The sequence below is a fragment of the Paractinoplanes ovalisporus genome (assembly GCF_016834655.1).
Classification (GTDB): Bacteria; Actinomycetota; Actinomycetes; order Mycobacteriales; family Micromonosporaceae; genus Actinoplanes; species Actinoplanes ovalisporus.
Window position 1 is genome coordinate 81,328 of sequence record NZ_JAENHP010000025.1, and the last position, 15,486, is coordinate 96,813.

Here is a 15,486-nt window from a genome sequence, read left to right on the forward strand (position 1 = left end):
ACGCTCGGAGCGCTCACGGATCAGAGGGATGCGCGGCGACGAGGTGCTGCACCGGCGTGCCGGCAAACTCCCGCATGAGCACGCCGTCGTTCGGCGTGGCTGGTGGAACGGCAGGCCGTGAGCCGGGCGACATCGGAACGGCCGCTTGACCGCCGAAGTAGCTGGTGCCGAAACCGGCGACCCGGAACATAGAGTTGTCCCAGGGGGTGCTGCCCGATGGTCGTTGACGAATATGTCCAGGCGCGGCCCTCGGCCGGGCTCTCGGCCTATGTGGCGGGCTACTCCGGCTACCGTCAGGCCGGCGTGGCGCCCATGCGGCATCTGGGCCTGCCCTCGCCCTGGCTGACGATGATTCTGACCCTGGACGATCCGCTGGTTCTGCTGGCGCACCCGGATCCGCGGCAGCGGCCGGGCCGCTATGACTCTCTGATCGGCGGGCTGCATCTGTCGCCCGCGGTGATCACGCATGACGGGTGGCAGTCGGGGGTTCAGGTTGCCGTGTGGCCGTTGGGGTGCCGGGAACTGCTCGGGATGCCCGCCGGCGAGCTGGCCGGCGTTGATGTCGACGCGGCCGACATTCTGGGGGCGAGGGCCGTCGCCGAGATCCGGGAACGGATGGTGCACGCGCCCGACTGGGCCGGCCGGTTCGCGATTCTCGACGAGGCTTTGCGGCGGCGGATCACGTCGAAGACCGTCCGGCCCGAGATTTCGTACGCATGGAACCACGCCCTGCGCGGCATGCCGATCCGTGACATCGCCGCCGAGGTGGGGTGGAGCGGGACGCACCTGACCGACCGGTTCCGGGCCGAGACGGGGCTGCGGCCCAAGGAGGCGGCCCGTGTCGCCCGGTTCGACCGGGCCCGGCGGGCGCTGCGGCCGGGGGTGTCGATCGCCGCCGTGGCCGCCGCGCACGGGTTCGCCGACCAGTCACACCTGGTGCGGGAGTTCCGGGCGTTGGCCCGCTGCACCCCGTCCGAGTGGCTGGCCGAGCAGTTCGATTTTGTTCAAGCCCTGACGCTGCCGCCCGCGCAGGATGGGTGACATGACTCAAGAGACGTATGTGTGGCCGACGCTGCGGGCCAACGACGCCCGCGCGCTGATCCGGTTCCTGGCCGACGCGTTCGGGTTCGAAGAGGTCGTCTCGTACGGTGATGCCGACCGGGTCGACCACGCGCAGCTGGCGTGGCCGCTCGGCGGGGGCATCATGCTGGGCAGCGCGGGCGAGCGCGGGCCGGACGACGCGTGGGCCCTCAAGCCGGGCACGTTCGGCTGCTACGTGGTCGCCGACGACATCGACGGGCTCCACGACCGCGCGCTCAAGGCGGGCGCCGACATCGTGAAAGCCCCGTACGACACCGACTACGGCTCGCGCGACTTCATCGCCCGCAACCCGGAAGGCAACCTGTGGTCGTTCGGGACCTACCGAGGCGAAGCACGAAGCTAGTTCTGCAACAGCCCCCGCTCGAACGCCACGGCGACGGCGGCCGCGCGGTCGCGGACGCCCAGTTTCGCGTACGCGTGCAGCAAGTGGGTCTTGACCGTGGCCTCGCTGATGAAAAGGCGGCTCGCGGCCTCCTTGTTCGAGTTGCCGCGCGCGATCAGCGAGAGCACCTCGATCTCCCGCTGGCTGAGCGGCTCCTTGGCGGGGGTGCGGAGGCTGCCCATCAGCCGGCCCGCCACCGCCGGGGAGAGCACCGACTCGCCCCGGTGGGCCGCCTCGACCGCCCGGAACAGGTCTTCGCGCGAGGCGTCCTTGAGCAGGTAGCCGGTGGCGCCCGCCTTGATCGCGGGAAGCACGTCGGCGTCGGTGTCGTAGGTGGTGAGCACGAGCACCCGGGCTCGGGCGCCCTGTTCGCGCAGTGCCTTGATGGCCGAGACACCGTCCATGCCGGGCATGCGCAGGTCCATCAGCACGACGTCGGGGTCGACCTGGCGGGCCACGGCCAGGGCCTCGCGACCGTCACCGGCCTCCCCGGCCACGTCGAACCGGTCGTCGCCGGTGAAGATGCCCCGCAACCCGTCGCGGACCACCGGGTGGTCGTCGACGATCACCAGCCGGATCATGCGGCGGCTCCGATCGCGATGGCGGGAACGCAGGCCGACAGCGCGGTTCCGGCGCCCGGTTCGGATTCCACGGTGAGGCTGCCGGCGATGCGGGCGAGCCGTTCGCGCATCGCGGCCAGGCCGTAGCCGCCCGACTCGGAGACCAGCCGCGGCGCGTCGGGGTCGAAGCCGGCGCCGTCGTCGCGGACGTCCAGGGTGACCACATCCTCCATGTAGGACAGGGTGAGGGCGACCCGGCCCGCGCCGGCGTGCCGGGCCACGTTGGCCAGGGCTTCCTGCGCCGTACGGAGGAGGGTCGCCTCGATCTCGGGGAGCAGTACGCGCGGGGTGCCGGTGGTGATCAGCTCGGCCACCACCTGCTGCACCCGCGACCAGTCGGTGACCAGTTCGCCGATCGCCTCGGCCAGCCCGGCCCGGTCGAGGGGCTGCGGGCGCAACGCCTGCACCGACCGCCGGGCCTCGGTCAGGCTCTCGCGGGCCAGGCCCTTGGCGTTGTCGAGGTGCCGGCGCCAGTCGGCCGGGCGGGCGGCGGCGGCGTCGGCCGCTTCGAGCTGGGTGACGATGCCGGTGAGACCCTGGGCGAGCACGTCGTGGATCTCACCGGCCATCCGCTGCCGCTCGTCGAGCACGCCGGCCTCGCGGGCCTGGGCCAGCAGCTGGGCGTGCAGGCCGGCATTTTCCCTCAGGGCGTCGGCGAGTTTGGTGTTGGCCTCGGCCAGTTCGTCGATCATGCGGGCCCGTCTCTCCGTCTGTTCCAGAGTCCACATCGTCAGCCAGATCATCAGGTTCGCGATGCCGATGTTGATCGCCAGCACCACCAGGAAGACCGGGAGGACCTCGGGTTCGCGCAGGCTGGGGAAGCCGCCGATCTGCGAGATCGCCCCGGCCCCGGCGACGAGGGTTCCGGCCGCGAGGCGGCGCCAGCTCTTGAGCCCGTACGTGGTGAGGATGTAACCGCTCCAGGCGAAGAACCCGAACAGCGGGCTGACCCAGATGAGCAGGTAGATGAAGCCGGCCAGGCCCAGGAAGAAGACGATCATCTTGCGTTCGTCCTGCTCCCACTGGGGGTGCAGCGTCGTCCACCAGAGCAGCCAGGCGACGGTGGCCGCGCTGACCAGGGCGACCAGCCACCAGCCCTCGTGCGGCACGCCGACCTGGGCGCCGGCCACCAGCAGGATCAGCGAGGCGCCGAGGGCGATGTAGGGCAGCCGCGCCATGATGCGCCCGATGCGGGACGAGACCGCCCTCTCCACCATCACCACAATTCCACCCCCGCGGTTACGACCAGCGGAACAGCCGGACGGCGGCCAGCCCGAACCCGGCCAGGTACGCCAGGAGAACCGTAGCCGAGAGCAGGTTGGGCCAGCTGCCCGTCATCGCGTCGCTGAGCGCGCGCTCCCCCGCGCCCAGCGGCGTGAAGTCGGCGATCCTCCGGAGGATGTCCGGCATCACCTCGCGCGGCGTCCACAGGCCGGCGAAGAACATCAGCGGGAAGAACAGCACCGTGCCGATGGCGTTGCCGGCCTTGCCGCTGGGCGCCACCGCGGCCACGAACAGGCCGATGGCCAGGGTTCCGGCCAGGGTCAGCAGGAAGGCCAGGACGAAGCCGGCGAACTGTTCGGCCAGGGCGACGTCGAACACGATCCGGCCGACGGCGAGCACCAGCGCGGTGGACAGCACGGCCGCGATCCCGTTCATCGCGAGCTGGGCTCCGAGCATCTTGAGCGGCGACACCGGGGTGGTGGCGAGCCGGCGCAGCACGCCCCGCTCGCGGTAGGTGGCGAGCACGGCCGGCGCGACCTGGATGGCCACCATGGCCAGGGTCAGCACCACCGCGATGCCGACGTAGAGGTCGATCACCCGGCCGCCGCCGAGGTCCTCGGTGGGTTCGCGGAACGACGGGATGCTGCCGAGGATCACCACGAGCAGGGTCGGGAACAGCAGGACGAAGAACGCGGAGACGGGCTCGCGCAGGAACAGGCGGAACTCGGTCAGGGTCAGTTTGGCGAACACTCGCATGCTGGTCACTGCTCCTTCGCGGACCGCGCGGTCAGCCGCACGAACGCGTCGTCGAGACTGGCTTGTTCGACCCGCAGGTCGACGGCGATGATCTGCCGCTGGGCGAGCACGGCGGTGACGGCGTAGAGCAGGTTGCCGGTGCCGGTCACCTCGACCTGGGTGCCGCGCGTGTGCACCTTGCTGACCTCGGGCAGCCCGGTCAGCAGGGCCTCTTCGAGAGGTTCGGCCGTACGGAACCGGATGCGCTGCTCGGTGTCGAGCCCGGCGATCAGGCCGGCCGGGGTGCTGAGCGCGACGACTTCCCCGTGGTCGATCACGGCGAGCCGGTCGCACAGGCGCTCGGCCTCCTCCATGAAGTGCGTGACCAGCACGATGGTGACGCCGCGGTCGCGCACCGACTCGATCAGGTCCCACGTGTCGCGGCGGGCCTGCGGGTCGAGCCCGGTGGTGAGCTCGTCCAGGATCGCGATCTTCGGCCGGCCGATGAGGGCCAGCGCGATCGAGAGGCGCTGTTTCTGACCCCCCGAGAGCTTCGCGTACGGCGTGGAGAGCTTCTCGCCGAGCCCGAGGTCACGGGTCAGCTCGTGCCAGTCGGCCGGCTCGGGATAGAAGGTGGCGTAGAGATCGAGCGCCTCGGCGACGGTGAGCCGGTCGGGCAGCCCGCTCTCCTGCAGCTGGACCCCGACCTCGTACCGCAGGGACCGGTCTTCGGGGTTGCGGCCGAGCACCTTGATGGTGCCCGCGTCGGGACGGCGCAGACCGCAGATGGCCTCGACCGTGGTGGTCTTGCCGGCGCCGTTCGGGCCGAGGATGCCGAAGATCTCGCCGGGTTCCACAGTGAACGAGACGTCCCGCACCGCGACCGTGTCCCCGTACGCCTTGCGCAGGTTCTGGACCTCGATGACTGTCATGCATCGAGCGTCACATCGGCCCCGGGGGTCCCGAATCGATCAGCTCGCTCGACCGCGGATCCACCGGTTGGTGGATGCCGGCCTACGCCATGGCCTCTTCGGCGTTCGCGGTGGCCTTGCGGCCGGTGACCGCCGAATAGACCGAGCCCACCTGGGCCGCGACCCGCTTCCAGGAGTACGCCTGCCGGGCCCGGTCGAGGGCGGCGGTGGCGTACGCGAAGCGGCGCACCTTGTCGTTGACCAGCCGCCGCAGCGCCCCGCCGAGCGCGCGCGGGTCGCGGGCCGGAACCAGGTCGCCGGTCAGGCCGTCGACCACGGTCTCGTCGAGGCCGCCGGACGCGGTGCCGATCACCGGGACGCCGCAGGCCATCGCCTCGAGCGCGGACGGCTCGAACTGGTCCTGCCAGCCGGCCGCGACCAGCATGTCGGCCGAGCGGTACCAGCGCGGCATGTCGCGCGCGGGAACCGCCCCGACCAGCCGGAACCGGTCGGCCACCTGCAGCTTCTCGGCGAGCGCGCGCAGCTTGCGGGCGCCCGGGTCGGCCGGCAGCTGGTCGGCCGGCGGGCCACCGACGACGACCACCTCGGCGTTCGGGACGTAGCGCATGGCGGCCAGGACGTCACCGAAGCCCTTGCGCTCGACCAGCCGGCCCACCGAGAGGATGCGGGGTCGTTCCGGGTCGCGCTCGACGGCCGGGCCCTCGGGGCTGAACCGCACGCTGTCGACGCCCGCGGGCACGACGGTCAGCTGGGCGCGGGGCACGCCGATGCGGACCAGGCCCTGAACCTCGTCCTGGGTCTGGACGACCACGCGGTCGACCGCCCGGCCGAGGGCGCGTTCGTAGCCCGTACGGGAAGGTTTGCCGTTGCCGGCCTCGATCTCGCCGAGCTCGTGGAACGACTGGACGACGGGGATGCCGATCTGGCGGGCGGCCGTGACCGCGGCGAGCCCGCTGGTCCAGAAGTGGGCGTGGGCGACCTCGGGCATCCAGTCGCCGGCGCGCCAGTGCTGCTCGAGCCACTTGGCGAACTCGCCCATGTGCGGCAGCAGCAGGTCGGGCGGCAGGAAGTGGGCCGGACCGGCCGGAACGTGCACGACGCGGGTGCCGGCCGGGGTCGAGACGACCTCGGCCACCGCCGGGTCGTCGCGGCGGGTGTAGACGCGGACGTCGTGCCCGAGCTCGGCCAGGGCGGCGGACAGACCGGCGACGTGGCCCTGCTGGGCGCCGTCGCCCAGGGGGCTGGCGTGCTCGGAAATCATGGCAATGCGCACGTGGTCCCCTCCAGCTGGCTGCGGTTCGCGGTGGACCATGCCCGACGGCCGAATCCGTAAACCTGGGCCTATCCGTTACGCCGCCTTACCGGGCTTATGTCCGGCTCGCGGCCTGCGAGAAGCGTACCGCCCGGGCGCGCACCATCAGCCTCAACGCGTTCCGCGGAGCCCTGTCCCCGTTCCGTACACCGCCCGGTTTCCGGCATTGATCAGCGCCCGGTAGGCGCCGCCGAGAACCGCCCGGTCGCGGGCCAGGGCCGCCCGAGCGGCGTTGCTGCCGGGAGCGCCGTGCACCCCACCGCCCGGGTGGGCCGAGGAACTGGCCAGGAACAGGCGGTCGACGGGCGTGTCGGCGCGCCCCAGACCGGGGACCGGGCGCAGGAACAGCTGCTGGAAGGCGGCCGCCGTGCCACCGCCGAGCGCGCCCCCGACCAGCGACGGGTTCTCGCTCTCGAGGTCGGCCGGCGAAAAGACGTTGCGGCCGATCACCTCGCGCTTGAAGCCGGGGGCCTGCTCCTCGATCGCCGACTCCACGCGCTCGACGTGGGCCGCGATGTCGTCCGGCTTCCACTCGCGGCGGTGCGGCAGGTGGGTGTACGCCCACAGCGACTCGGTGCCCTCGGGTGAGTGCGACGGGTCGGCGGTGGTCATCTGGCCGAGCAGCAGGAACGGGTCGGGCGGGATCTCGCCGGTCGCCAGGTGGGCCGCGTAGCGGGTCAGGCCGTCGAGGTCGGCGCCCAGGTGGACCGTGCCGGCGCCGGCCGCGGCCGGGTTGCGCCACGGCATCCGGGTGCGGACGGCCCAGTCGACCTTGAGGGTGGCGCCGTCCCAGCGGAAGTGGTCCAGGTCTTCGGCCAGTCTCGGCGGGAGCCACCGCTCGCCGACCAGATCGAGGTAGAGGGCCGGCGCGGGCACGTCGGCGACGACCGCCTTCCACGCCCGATAGTTCGTCGTATCGGCGGTGACGCCCATCGCCTTCCCGCGGGCGATCAGGACTCTGTCGGCCGGGGCGTTATAGACAATTCGCCCACCGCGCTGCTCCAGCCGGGTGACGAGGGCGTCGGTGATCTTCTGGGCGCCGCCGACCGGCACGGGCCAGCCGTACTGCTGCCCCAGCATGGCGAGCAGCCAGCCGTACACGCCGCCGCCGGCCTCCTCGGGTGACAGGTCGGTGTGCAACGCGCACCCGGCCAGCAGCATGGTCGCGCCCTCGCCCCGGAACATCTCGGCGCCCATCTCGCGCACCGACAGCAGCAGCCGCCGGGCCAGCCGCAGCGCGCCGGGGGCGCCGAGCGAGCGCGCCACCCCGAGCCCGTGCCGCACCGGCGGGAACGGGGTGAGGATCGTGTCGAGCATCGGCCGGGAGACCGAGCGCCATTCCGCGTACGTCGTCCGCCAGCGCTCGCCGTCCCCGTCGGCGAACCGGTCGAGCGACTCCATGGTGCGCGCGATGTCGCGGCTGAGCGTCGCCGCCCGCCCGTCCGGCATGAGGTGGGTCAGCACCTCGGGCGCGTGCGTCCACCGCAGCCCGTGTTCACCCAGGTCGAGACCCTTGAGCACCGGCGAGGCGTAGCCCAGCGGATAGAACGAGCTGAAAAGATCACTGAGATAGCCGGGCGCGGTCACGTAGCCCGACCGCACCGCACCGCCCGGGTGCGGGGTCGCCTCCAGCACGATGACCGACCAGCCGGCGTCGGCCAGCAGGTTGGCTGCGACCAGCCCGTTGTGCCCGGCACCGATCACGATCGCGTCCGCGCTCTCCATCACGCCCCCTGGGTTTGTCGCTCTGTGTGGTCGGGTAGCTGCGCAGTCAAGAACCTCGAGGAGCCGGCATGACCGAGCACACCGCCGACCCTTCGTCGCCCGATCACACGGCCGACCGCGATGCCGAGGCCGGTACGGACGACGCTACGCCGCGCCCACTTCCCCGCCGCCTCCGCCAACTGCGCTGGCGCTACTGGCGTTCGGTGTTCTGGCGCAGCGTCGCCGGCTACGTCGAGGACGACTGCTCCGACTTCGCCGCCGCGATGACGTATCAAACCTTCACCGCGCTGATTCCTTCGCTCGTCGTCATCGTCGCCCTGATCAACCTGGTCACCGACGGCTCGACCGTGCTGACGGCGACCGTGGGCATCCTGCGTGACCTCGGCATCGGCTCGGTGGTCGACAACGAGAACCTGCTCTCGGTCGTGCAGGCGCTGCTCGTCCAGCAGGGCTCGGCCAAGGTGCTGTTCGGCTTCGGCCTGCTGCTGGCGCTCTGGTCGTCGTCCGGCTACGTCTCGACCTTCAGCCGGGCGTCCAACCGGATCTACGGCGTACGGGAGGGTCGCAGCTGGTGGAAACTGCAGATCCTGGAGATCGTGCTCGCCGCCGTGGTGCTCGTGCTGTTCGCCGCGATCGGCGCCGGGCTGATCATCAGTGGGCCGCTGGTGGACGCGGTCGGCAACGCGCTCGGCGCCGGCGAGACGGCCCGTCAGTTCTGGTCGGTCGGGCGCTGGCCGGTGCTCGTGGCGGCGGCCACGCTCATCCTGTCGCTGCTGTTCTGGATCGCCCCGAACGTCAAACAGCCCCGCTTCCGCTGGCTCACCGTGGGTGGTGCCGTGGCGCTCTTCCTGTGGGCGGTGGCGTCGTTCGGGTTCGGCCTGTACGTGGCGAACTTCGGCTCCTACAACCGCACCTACGGCAGCCTCGGCGCGGTCATGGCGTTCCTGGTCTGGATCTATCTGTCGAACATCGCCGTGCTGCTCGGGGTGCAGGTCAACGCCGAGGTGCAGCGGGCCCGGCTGCGGCAGGCGGGCGAGGCGAATCCCAAGACTCCGCTGGCTCCTCGTTTAGCTCCCACCGACCCGGGCACCCCTTAGAGCATGAAGACTGTGACTGAGTCCGTGGACGTCGACGTTCCTGTTCGTACCGCCTACAACCAGTGGACCCAGTTCGAGGAGTTCCCGCGCTTCATGGAGGGCGTGCAGGAAATCCGCCAGCTGGATCCGACGCACACGCACTGGAAGACCGAGATCGCCGGCGTGAAGCGCGAGTTCGACGCCGAGATCACCGAGCAGCTTCCGGACGAGCGCGTGGCCTGGAAGTCGACCGAGGGTGAGAAGCAGGCCGGAGTGGTCACCTTCCACCGCCTCGACGACACCCACACCCGGGTCACCGTCCAGATGGATTTCGACCCGCAGGGTCTGGTCGAGAACGCCGGCGCCAAGCTGGGCGTGGTCGACCACCGGGTCAAGGGTGACCTCAAGCGGTTCAAGGAGTACATCGAGGCTCGCGGCGGGGTCGAGAGCGGCGCCTGGCGCGGCGAGGTCGACCGCCCCGGTGCGTGACGCACCTGTCGTAGCAACGGCCGTCCGGTCCTCCGGGCGGCCGTTCTCAATTCCGGCGCAGCGCCAGAATGCCGATCGCCGCCCGCGCGCGTAACGCGTACCGGTTCCGCGCGGTCGGCCAGACCGCCGGCCCGAGCGTGGTGGCAGGCGGGATCTGTTCGTCGGCCGTCCACGGCGTCAGGGCCGAGCCGGCGCCCCCGGCCAGTCGCAGGCGCAGAGGCACGCCCGGCGGCGCGGTGACGGCCAGCGTGCCCACGCCGCCGGTGAAGATCAACGGCACGGTCCCGTACGGGTCGGGCAGGCGCAGCTCGACCAGGCCGGAGGCGCCCAGCACGAGCCGCGAGATGCGGCCGCGGGTGAGGTCGAGGCGCTGCTCCCCCGCCCCGGCCGGAAGCCGCAACTCCCAGCGCACGGCCCGGTTGAGCACGATGCGGACCTCGTCCGGGCCACCCGCGCCGGAGGGACGCAACGCCACCCGCAACCGGCCGCCGGAACGGGTCACGAGCGGGGTCAGTCCAGCGTCGGCGGGCGTGCTGATCCGGTAGAGCAACCCCGGGATGTTCGCCAACACGATATGTAACCGGGAGGCCGCGTCCGGAACGGTCAGTACGGCTCCCGTACGCCCGTCCAACGCCCCGGTGCTGATCCGGTCTTGCTCTTGGGGCACCGTTGTGCGTGCCTCACAGGCCGTGAGCAGCAGCGCGCTGACCAGCAGAAAGACGATTGTTGAGCGGCGGTGGCGCAACGCTGGGGGCACTATCGGACAACGGAGAATCGGCCGAACGGGTGACGGCGATCCGCCCGATGCGCGCCAGACTGTCCGAATGCGTTCTTCCGGTTTCCTCTCCGAGAGTCAGCGCCGTCTCGCCTGGGTCGGCTTCCTGCTGGCCGCCTTCCAGGCCCCGCTGGCCGCGACCCTGATCGACGACGCCTCCTGGCTCTTCGCCGTGGTGGTCGCCATGGTCGTCGCCACCGTGATCCTCGCCGACGACGCCCAGCGCCGTCGCCCGGCCCAGGCCGAGGCGGAGTAGTCCCCTTTGCTAGCGGGCCTCGTGGCCCGCTTTTCCGTGGGTGCGCCGGCGCTCCTTGAGCTGCGCCTCGTGCAGATGCCGCCGGCCGCCCGCCAGCTCGTCCCGCGCCGCCCGCTCGATCGTGCGGAACTCGCTCCAGTAGGTGTCGTCGTACTCCTCGACCAGCTGGAACGTCCAGTGCCCGGGCGTCACGTTGCGGCCGATCAGGTCCTGCTGGATCCGGTCGGCGACCGCGTCGTGGCCGGCCTTGCGGAACAGCGCCACCGCCTCGTCCAGCTCGAAGTCGGCCTTGCCGGTGAGCTGGTGGAACGAGTAGAGGTGCCCCCGGGCCCGGTCGGTCGTCTCGAGAGCCGAGCTCAGCTTGCCGAGCGCCTCGACGGTGGTGTCGTCGATCTCCATGCGGTCATCATTTCCCCGCTGCGGAAGCTTCAACCGAGCTGCACCGAACAGGCGAACCGTTGGCTACCCGAGGCTCCTTAACGTTTCTCCACATGAATGGTTTGTTCTCCGGCGCTGCCGCCCGTGCTGCCCTCCGCTCCGCCCACGCCAGCCTCGCTGAGCTGCACGACACCCTCGGTGTCAGCGGTCTCGACGCGGCCGACACCAACCCCGGCCTGATGGCCCTGGTCGACCAGCACGCCGCGGGCATCCGCGACAGCCTGTCGGCCGACATGCGCCCGCTCACGCCGGTGCTGCTCGCCGCGTACGCCGAGGGCGTGCGCGACGCCGCCTTCACCCACGGCTGGCGCCCGCCGGTCGGCGAGATCGACTGGACCGCCGGCGACTGGGTCCTGCGCCGCCTGCTGGCGGTGTGCGCCATCGCCCGCACCCTGCCCCAGCCCTGACCACCCTGATCACCCACCACCACGCGCCGTAGCAGGACCGACCTTTCATTCGAGGGCCGGTGCCGGGGTTCACGCCCCGGCACCGGCCCTCCTTTATGTGGCGCCGAAGGGCGGCACCGGTCGTGTGACACCTGGGCGAGTTGATGGTCAACGGGTGGGTTCGGTCGTTTCGTCCTACGGTCAGCAACGGGCCGGCAGCCCGCCGGTCGACCTCAGGCAGGGAGTTTCGTGATGACCGGGGACGGGCTGGGGCGGGGCCTCAGCGACATGTGGCGGTCGGTGCTTCTGTTCGTTCCGACGGCGCTGGCCTTCGTGGCCGTGCTGCTGATCGGCTGGCTGGTGGCGCGTCTGCTGCGTACGGCGGTGACCAAGGGCCTGCACAAGGCCGGGCTGGACCGGGTCGTCGAACGCGGCGCGGCCGCCCGTGCGTTCACCCGGGTCAGCCCGGGCGTGCTCGCGGGCAAGCTCACCTTCTACGGGGTGCTGCTGTTTGCACTGCAGCTGGCGTTCGGACTGTGGGGCCCCAATCCGGTCAGCGACCTGCTCACCCGCCTGATCGCTTGGCTGCCACGACTGTTCGTGGCGATCGTGCTGGTCGTGGTGGCGGCGGCGATCGCGCGGGCCGTCCAGGACCTGATCGCCGGGGCGCTGGGCGGACTCCCGTACGGACGTCTGGCCGCCCGCATCGCCTCGGTCGTGATCGTGGCGCTCGGCGTGATCGCGGCGCTGGACCAGGTCGGTATCGCCACCGCGATCACCCAGCCGGTGCTGATCGCCGTGCTGGCCACGGTTGCGGGCGTGCTGATCGTCGGCGTGGGCGGTGGCCTGGTGCGACCCATGCAGCGGCGCTGGGAGACGTGGCTCGACCGCGCGGCGGCGGAGTCGTCGGTGATCCGCGACCACGCCCGCGCCTACACGGCCGAACGCTCCCCCGACCCCGTACCGGAGGCAGTCGCTCCACCTACCGCGCCCGCTGAGACCCAGGTCATTCCTCGTACGGAGGAAGGCGGCGACGTCGCGGCCGACGAGACCCAGGTCATTCCGCCCCCGCGCCAGGCCGGCCACAAGAGCGAACCCGCCCTGGAAGCCGGCACGACCGGAACAACCGACACCACCGTCATCGGCAGCACCTCCGAGGACGCCGAGAGCACCCAGGTCATCCCGCCCGCTGACCACCCCGAGAAGCGGAAGTAGCCACGTCAGGGCTTCTCCGGGCCCGTTCAGCCGCTTCCGCTGGGATACCGGAGCGACCGGCCGGGGGCATGGCCGGCGGCGAGACCTCGGCGGTGGCGGCGGGCGGCGCGGGTTCCATGGCCGGGGCGGGGCGGAACGTGGCGTAAGTAACGCCACCGGCGAGGAAGACGGCGATCCCGGCCGCGACCAGCGTCGAGGGCCGGCGCACGACCGCCGTGGCCATCTGCGAGCGTTCCGGGGCCGGCGGCACTGAGAGGTCGATCAGGGGCCCGCCCTCGGGCGACGACCGTGGCGAGGGAACCAGCCGCTGCGGGGTGGGCGCGGAGAGGAATTGTCCGGTGACGGCGGCATGAGGGCGGCGATCATCGGTCACGATCGACACCCTAAGTGACGACAGCCAGGAATTGCCAGCCCACGGGACCGCATGATGGCTACTCAGAGTTAGAGGGCGAACAGAACACCCGAGAGGGATCAGGGGGTCGTACCGTCAAGAATCGGACGGTTGGCCGGTGCGGCATCGTCCGAATGGCGGAGTCGGGATACTCTTTTCGCATGGCCGGGACGGGTGGCGGGGTGAGCCCCTCAGTGATGCCCGCGTTGCCCTCGCAGGCCGCCGCCACACCGGCCGGGCGGCCCGGCTGCACCGAGCTCGTGCACGGGCGCGACTGGAGCGGCACCGAGCTCGGGCCGCGCGACCACTGGGACCCGGCCGTCTCGGCGACCGTCGAGCTCGTGTTGTCCTCCCCGATGCCGATGGCCTACAGCCACGGCGACGGCTTCCTGCTGATCTACAACGACGCGTACGCCGACCTGCTCGGTTCCCTGCACCCGGCCGCGCTGGGCCAGCCCGCGGCCGAGGTCCTGGGCGATCTGTGGCAGTCGCGCGGGCTGGGCGGGGTCGTCGAGGAGGTCTACCGCGGCGGGCGGCCGGTGCTCGAGGCCGAGGCTCCCCTCACCGTCATCCGGGGTCAGCCGGGGCGCCCCGAGCAGGCGTTCTTCACCCGGGGCCACTCCGTGGTGCGTGACCTGCGCGGCAAGGTCAGCGGCGTGCTCACGGTGGCCGCCGAGACCACCCAGGTGACCCGCCGGCTGCAGAACCTGGGCGAGCTGACCTCGAAGCTGGCCGGCGCCCTCACCATCGACGACGTGGCCCGGGTCGTGCTGGGTTACGCGATGGCCTCGTTCGACCTCGACCACTGCACGTTCGCGGTCGACGACGGCGGGGCCTACCGCTATGTCCGGCGGATCCGGGGCGAGATGCTCGACGAGGCCGACGAGCGGCTGCCGCCGGTGTGGAAGCGGGTGCCGAACGATCCGCGTGCGCCGATAGTGACCGCCGCGCAGTCGGGGCAGGCGACGTTCGTACCGGATGGGGAACCTCTGGTGGCGGTGGCGTCCGACCGTCATGAACGGCGGATCCGCGCCCTGGCCGCGCTGCCGCTGCGCACGCCCCTGCTCACCGGCGCGCTGACGATCGGCTACCGCGAGGCCCACACCTGGCTGCCGGCCGAGCGCGCGCTGCTCAACGCGGCCGCCCAACTGGTCGCGCAGGCGGCCGAGCGGGCCCGGCGGTTCGAGGCGCAGCACGGCACGGCCCAGCTTCTGCAGCGCAGCATGCTGCCCGAACACCTGCCCGAGCTTGAAACGTTCCGCATCGCCGCCCGCTACGACGTGGGCGTCGACGGCAACGCGGCCGGCGGCGACTTCTACGACGCGTTCCGGCTGCTCGACGGGCGGCTGGCGATGGTGCTGGGCGACGTGTCCGGCCACGACGTGCGCGCCGCCGCGGTGATGGGCCAGGTGCGGGCCGCGCTGCGGGCGATGGCGCTGACCGATCCGTCGCCGCCGAGCGTGCTCGCGGGCCTCGACCGGCTGGTCGGCTCGCTGGGCGCCGAGTCGCGCAACGAAGAGATCTTCGTGACCGTGGTCTACGGGGTGCTCGACCCGGCCGACGGCACGATCACCATGTCGAGCGCCGGACACCCGCCACCGGTGCTGCGCCGCGCCGGTCAGGGCGGCGGCCGCCCCACGGCCGAGCTGGCCAAGGTGCCGCCGGGCGCGCCGCTCGGGCTGGGCGGGCGCTGGCAGACCGGTCAGGTGCGCCTGGAACCGGGCGACTCGATCCTGATGTTCAGCGACGGCGTGGTCGAGCGCCGGGGCCGGGCCCTCAACGACGGCCTCGACGCGCTGGTGGCGGCGACCGCGGCGGCGTCCAGCGGCGACCCGCGCAACCTGTGCTCGCTGGCGACCTCGGCCGTGGAGGGTTCGACCGACGACGACGTGGCGGTGCTCGCGGTCGAGCACGCGGTGGCGATGAGCCGGTCGGCGACCATGCACGTGCCGGCCGAACCGACGGGCCCGAGCCGCGTACGCCAGTGGATGAGCACGCGCCTGCGCGAATGGTCGGTGCCCGAGCCGATCGTCGGCGCCGCCATCCTCTGCACGAGCGAGCTCACCACCAACGCGCTGCTGCACGCGGGCACGCCGGCCCAGGTGCACATCGACCTGAACGCCGAACGGCTGCTGGTCTCGGTGGCCGACACCGGCACGCGGGGCAACCTGATCCGGGCGCACGCCGACACGATGAGCAGCCGCGGCCGCGGGCTCGGCCTGATCGAGGAACTGAGCGATTCGTGGGGCACCGACCCGACCGTGCGGGGCACCACGGTGTGGTTCGAAATGCTTATTCCACGTACGACAACTGATTGACAAACGTGGCTGGACACGCTCCCACTACTGGCAGGATTCCGGCCCGTTCACGCTCGTGTAACACCTAACCTACAGGCAGTCACTTTAGGTAGCGGAAAGATGCTCTAAAGC

18 protein-coding genes are annotated in these 15,486 nt (G+C 71.6%); 8 read left to right on the forward strand and 10 right to left on the reverse strand.

Features of this window, described 5'->3' with window-relative positions; genetic code table 11:
- Positions 1 to 13: 13 nt before the first annotated feature.
- Positions 14 to 190: a hypothetical protein gene (locus JIG36_RS43405; protein WP_203382723.1), complete on the reverse strand. Its 177-nt coding sequence runs from the start codon at positions 188 to 190 to the stop codon at positions 14 to 16.
- A gap of 26 nt (positions 191 to 216) precedes the next feature.
- On the opposite strand from JIG36_RS43405, the gene JIG36_RS43410 reads away from it, so the two are divergent.
- Together JIG36_RS43410 and JIG36_RS43415 are read left to right on the forward strand one after the other, a co-directional pair.
- Positions 217 to 1,041: a helix-turn-helix domain-containing protein gene (locus JIG36_RS43410; RefSeq protein WP_203382724.1), complete on the forward strand. Its 825-nt coding sequence runs from the start codon at positions 217 to 219 to the stop codon at positions 1,039 to 1,041.
- Position 1,042: 1 nt separating this feature from the next.
- The gene (locus JIG36_RS43415) at positions 1,043 to 1,444 is read left to right on the forward strand and encodes a VOC family protein (protein ID WP_203382725.1); all 402 of its coding nucleotides are present in this window, start codon (positions 1,043 to 1,045) and stop codon (positions 1,442 to 1,444) included.
- Here the strand turns inward: JIG36_RS43415 and JIG36_RS43420 are convergent.
- From JIG36_RS43420 to JIG36_RS43445, 6 genes are all read right to left on the reverse strand, one after another.
- A complete protein-coding gene (locus JIG36_RS43420; RefSeq protein ID WP_203382726.1) occupies positions 1,441 to 2,064 on the reverse strand; it encodes a response regulator in 624 nt (207 codons plus the stop codon). The two genes, JIG36_RS43415 and JIG36_RS43420, sit on opposite strands and share 4 nt — an antisense overlap.
- Positions 2,061 to 3,320: a sensor histidine kinase gene (locus JIG36_RS43425; protein WP_236049382.1), complete on the reverse strand. Its 1,260-nt coding sequence runs from the start codon at positions 3,318 to 3,320 to the stop codon at positions 2,061 to 2,063. Before JIG36_RS43425 ends, JIG36_RS43420 begins: the two co-directional genes overlap by 4 nt.
- A gap of 22 nt (positions 3,321 to 3,342) precedes the next feature.
- Positions 3,343 to 4,083: an ABC transporter permease gene (locus JIG36_RS43430; protein WP_203382727.1), complete on the reverse strand. Its 741-nt coding sequence runs from the start codon at positions 4,081 to 4,083 to the stop codon at positions 3,343 to 3,345.
- A gap of 5 nt (positions 4,084 to 4,088) precedes the next feature.
- Positions 4,089 to 4,994: an ABC transporter ATP-binding protein gene (locus JIG36_RS43435; RefSeq protein WP_203382728.1), complete on the reverse strand. Its 906-nt coding sequence runs from the start codon at positions 4,992 to 4,994 to the stop codon at positions 4,089 to 4,091.
- 82 nt (positions 4,995 to 5,076) lie between these two features.
- On the reverse strand, positions 5,077 to 6,267 hold the full coding sequence (locus tag JIG36_RS43440; protein ID WP_203382729.1) for a glycosyltransferase: 1,191 nt from the start codon (positions 6,265 to 6,267) through the stop codon (positions 5,077 to 5,079).
- 150 nt (positions 6,268 to 6,417) lie between these two features.
- A complete protein-coding gene (locus JIG36_RS43445) occupies positions 6,418 to 8,031 on the reverse strand; it encodes a phytoene desaturase family protein (RefSeq protein WP_203382730.1) in 1,614 nt (537 codons plus the stop codon).
- Between the two features lie 68 nt (positions 8,032 to 8,099).
- On the opposite strand from JIG36_RS43445, the gene JIG36_RS43450 reads away from it, so the two are divergent.
- Both JIG36_RS43450 and JIG36_RS43455 read left to right on the forward strand, forming a co-directional pair.
- Positions 8,100 to 9,128: a YihY/virulence factor BrkB family protein gene (locus JIG36_RS43450; protein ID WP_203382731.1), complete on the forward strand. Its 1,029-nt coding sequence runs from the start codon at positions 8,100 to 8,102 to the stop codon at positions 9,126 to 9,128.
- 3 nt (positions 9,129 to 9,131) lie between these two features.
- Complete coding sequence (locus JIG36_RS43455) at positions 9,132 to 9,596, forward strand: SRPBCC family protein (protein WP_203382732.1); 465 nt, start codon at positions 9,132 to 9,134, stop codon at positions 9,594 to 9,596.
- A gap of 46 nt (positions 9,597 to 9,642) precedes the next feature.
- On the opposite strand, the gene JIG36_RS43460 is transcribed toward JIG36_RS43455, so the two are convergent.
- Positions 9,643 to 10,167: a hypothetical protein gene (locus tag JIG36_RS43460; RefSeq protein ID WP_307873148.1), complete on the reverse strand. Its 525-nt coding sequence runs from the start codon at positions 10,165 to 10,167 to the stop codon at positions 9,643 to 9,645.
- A 253-nt stretch (positions 10,168 to 10,420) separates the two neighbouring features.
- On the opposite strand from JIG36_RS43460, the gene JIG36_RS43465 reads away from it, so the two are divergent.
- A complete protein-coding gene (locus JIG36_RS43465; protein WP_203382733.1) occupies positions 10,421 to 10,627 on the forward strand; it encodes a hypothetical protein in 207 nt (68 codons plus the stop codon).
- A gap of 9 nt (positions 10,628 to 10,636) precedes the next feature.
- Here JIG36_RS43465 and JIG36_RS43470 read toward each other — a convergent pair whose 3' ends face one another.
- Entirely contained in the window at positions 10,637 to 11,026 is a 390-nt protein-coding gene (locus JIG36_RS43470; protein WP_203382734.1) for a hypothetical protein, read from the reverse strand.
- A gap of 92 nt (positions 11,027 to 11,118) precedes the next feature.
- Here JIG36_RS43470 and JIG36_RS43475 point away from each other — a divergent pair, with 92 nt between their 5' ends.
- Both JIG36_RS43475 and JIG36_RS43480 read left to right on the forward strand, forming a co-directional pair.
- Entirely contained in the window at positions 11,119 to 11,472 is a 354-nt protein-coding gene (locus JIG36_RS43475; protein WP_203382735.1) for a DUF6401 family natural product biosynthesis protein, read from the forward strand.
- 231 nt (positions 11,473 to 11,703) lie between these two features.
- Positions 11,704 to 12,666: a mechanosensitive ion channel family protein gene (locus tag JIG36_RS43480; RefSeq protein WP_203382736.1), complete on the forward strand. Its 963-nt coding sequence runs from the start codon at positions 11,704 to 11,706 to the stop codon at positions 12,664 to 12,666.
- Here the strand turns inward: JIG36_RS43480 and JIG36_RS43485 are convergent.
- Positions 12,629 to 13,039 (reverse strand): hypothetical protein, encoded by a 411-nt coding sequence (locus JIG36_RS43485; protein ID WP_203382737.1) that lies wholly within the window; start codon positions 13,037 to 13,039, stop codon positions 12,629 to 12,631. The genes JIG36_RS43480 and JIG36_RS43485 overlap by 38 nt on opposite strands.
- Positions 13,040 to 13,218: 179 nt before the next feature.
- On the opposite strand from JIG36_RS43485, the gene JIG36_RS43490 reads away from it, so the two are divergent.
- Positions 13,219 to 15,375: a SpoIIE family protein phosphatase gene (locus JIG36_RS43490; protein ID WP_203382738.1), complete on the forward strand. Its 2,157-nt coding sequence runs from the start codon at positions 13,219 to 13,221 to the stop codon at positions 15,373 to 15,375.
- Positions 15,376 to 15,486: the final 111 nt, after the last annotated feature.

Coding starts and splice junctions, on each gene's coding strand:
- JIG36_RS43405 (WP_203382723.1), bottom strand. CDS start 190: ATGTTCCGGGTCGCCGGTTTCGGCACCAGCTACTTCGGCGGTCAAGCG.
- JIG36_RS43410 (WP_203382724.1), top strand. CDS start 217: ATGGTCGTTGACGAATATGTCCAGGCGCGGCCCTCGGCCGGGCTCTCG.
- JIG36_RS43415 (WP_203382725.1), top strand. CDS start 1,043: ATGACTCAAGAGACGTATGTGTGGCCGACGCTGCGGGCCAACGACGCC.
- JIG36_RS43420 (WP_203382726.1), bottom strand. CDS start 2,064: ATGATCCGGCTGGTGATCGTCGACGACCACCCGGTGGTCCGCGACGGG.
- JIG36_RS43425 (WP_236049382.1), bottom strand. CDS start 3,320: ATGGTGGAGAGGGCGGTCTCGTCCCGCATCGGGCGCATCATGGCGCGG.
- JIG36_RS43430 (WP_203382727.1), bottom strand. CDS start 4,083: ATGCGAGTGTTCGCCAAACTGACCCTGACCGAGTTCCGCCTGTTCCTG.
- JIG36_RS43435 (WP_203382728.1), bottom strand. CDS start 4,994: ATGACAGTCATCGAGGTCCAGAACCTGCGCAAGGCGTACGGGGACACG.
- JIG36_RS43445 (WP_203382730.1), bottom strand. CDS start 8,031: ATGGAGAGCGCGGACGCGATCGTGATCGGTGCCGGGCACAACGGGCTG.
- JIG36_RS43450 (WP_203382731.1), top strand. CDS start 8,100: ATGACCGAGCACACCGCCGACCCTTCGTCGCCCGATCACACGGCCGAC.
- JIG36_RS43455 (WP_203382732.1), top strand. CDS start 9,132: ATGAAGACTGTGACTGAGTCCGTGGACGTCGACGTTCCTGTTCGTACC.
- JIG36_RS43465 (WP_203382733.1), top strand. CDS start 10,421: ATGCGTTCTTCCGGTTTCCTCTCCGAGAGTCAGCGCCGTCTCGCCTGG.
- JIG36_RS43470 (WP_203382734.1), bottom strand. CDS start 11,026: ATGGAGATCGACGACACCACCGTCGAGGCGCTCGGCAAGCTGAGCTCG.
- JIG36_RS43475 (WP_203382735.1), top strand. CDS start 11,119: ATGAATGGTTTGTTCTCCGGCGCTGCCGCCCGTGCTGCCCTCCGCTCC.
- JIG36_RS43480 (WP_203382736.1), top strand. CDS start 11,704: ATGACCGGGGACGGGCTGGGGCGGGGCCTCAGCGACATGTGGCGGTCG.
- JIG36_RS43490 (WP_203382738.1), top strand. CDS start 13,219: ATGGCCGGGACGGGTGGCGGGGTGAGCCCCTCAGTGATGCCCGCGTTG.